The 1,203-nt window shown below is 65.6% G+C and carries 1 protein-coding gene; it reads left to right on the top strand.

What is annotated here, in order from left to right:
* Window positions 1-1,048, top strand: a 1,048-nt coding sequence (locus JP75_RS24690; RefSeq protein ID WP_210165361.1) for a DUF4340 domain-containing protein, incomplete at its 5' end; no start/stop codon positions are given.
* Between the last annotated feature and the right edge of the window lie 155 nt (window positions 1,049-1,203).

Raw genomic sequence — 1,203 nt, 5'->3', positions numbered from 1 at the left:
CCTGCTGGGCGCAGCCTGGGCGGTATCGAGCGAAGGCATGCAGCAAGGGCCGGCCAGCGTCCCCAGCCTGCTGCCCGACCTGCAGTCGCAGGCAACCAACGTCGCTGGCGTCAAGGTACGCACCGCGGCCTACGAGATCGATATCCAGAAGCAGGGCGACAAATGGGTCGCCACCTCCCAGGAGGGCTACCCCGTCCGCGACGGCACGGCCCAGCAGCTCGTCTCGGCCGTTGTCGGGTTCAAGCCTGTCGAGGCCAAGACCCGGGATGCGGATTGGTACGCCCAGATCGGTGTCGATGATCCAGCGACCGCCGGCTCGTCCGCCAAGGCAGTGTCGCTGCTCGATAGCCAGGGCAAGCCGATCGAAGACATCATCATCGGCAACCTCAGCGAGCTTCCCCGTCCTGACGGCAGCATGGCGACCTATGTCCGCCTGCCTTCGAGCGACGAGGCCGTTCTGGTCCAGGGCACTGCGCTTCTGCCCATGAAACTCGCCGACTGGTTCGGCGAGCTCTTCAGCATTCCTGGCTCGCAGGTTGCCCGCGTCGCCATCGCGGAGCAGGGCAAGCCCGCGCTCTCCGCCAAGCGCGGGGAGGATGGCCGTTTCGTGCGCGAGACGGTCGATCCGCAATATGAGACCAACGGCACCTTCGTGAACGACGCCGCGATCAAGCGGGTCACCCAGGGCCTGGCCTCGGTCTCGATCATGTCGGTGCGCCCCGCCAAGGAAGGCATCAGCCCGATCCGCTCGATTGATTTTGACGTCGAGCCGGGCGTGACCATTCACGCGCAGATCGCCGACACTACCCAACCTCTCTGGGTACGCTTCAGCGCCGAGGCCACGAAGCCGGAGGGCAAGGACCTGGCCGACAAGATATCGGCTCGTGTCAACGGCTGGGAATTCCAGCTGGAAGGCGCCCGCGTCAATGCCTTCACGACCCCTGTCGCCAACCTGATGCAGAAGGACTCCGAACCCATCCAGTTCGAACCCGGCCAAAGCATCGACCTCCAATCGATCCCCGGCCTGATGCAGGGCGGCGCGCGATAGTCGCGCCGCGCTCCACCTCACGCCTCACCACTCACCACTACACCTTCTCTTCCCCGGCCGAAGAGCCGGGGCCCACGGATGGCACCCCACACACAGACGCCTCCTCAGCTCTCTAGCTACGCCAGGGGAGAGCGACCCCACTTATCCCCTGTCAC

It is taken from the genome of Devosia riboflavina (assembly GCF_000743575.1).
GTDB classification, from domain to species: Bacteria; Pseudomonadota; Alphaproteobacteria; order Rhizobiales; family Devosiaceae; genus Devosia; species Devosia riboflavina.
This window is presented reverse-complemented; position numbering and strand designations above follow the sequence as displayed.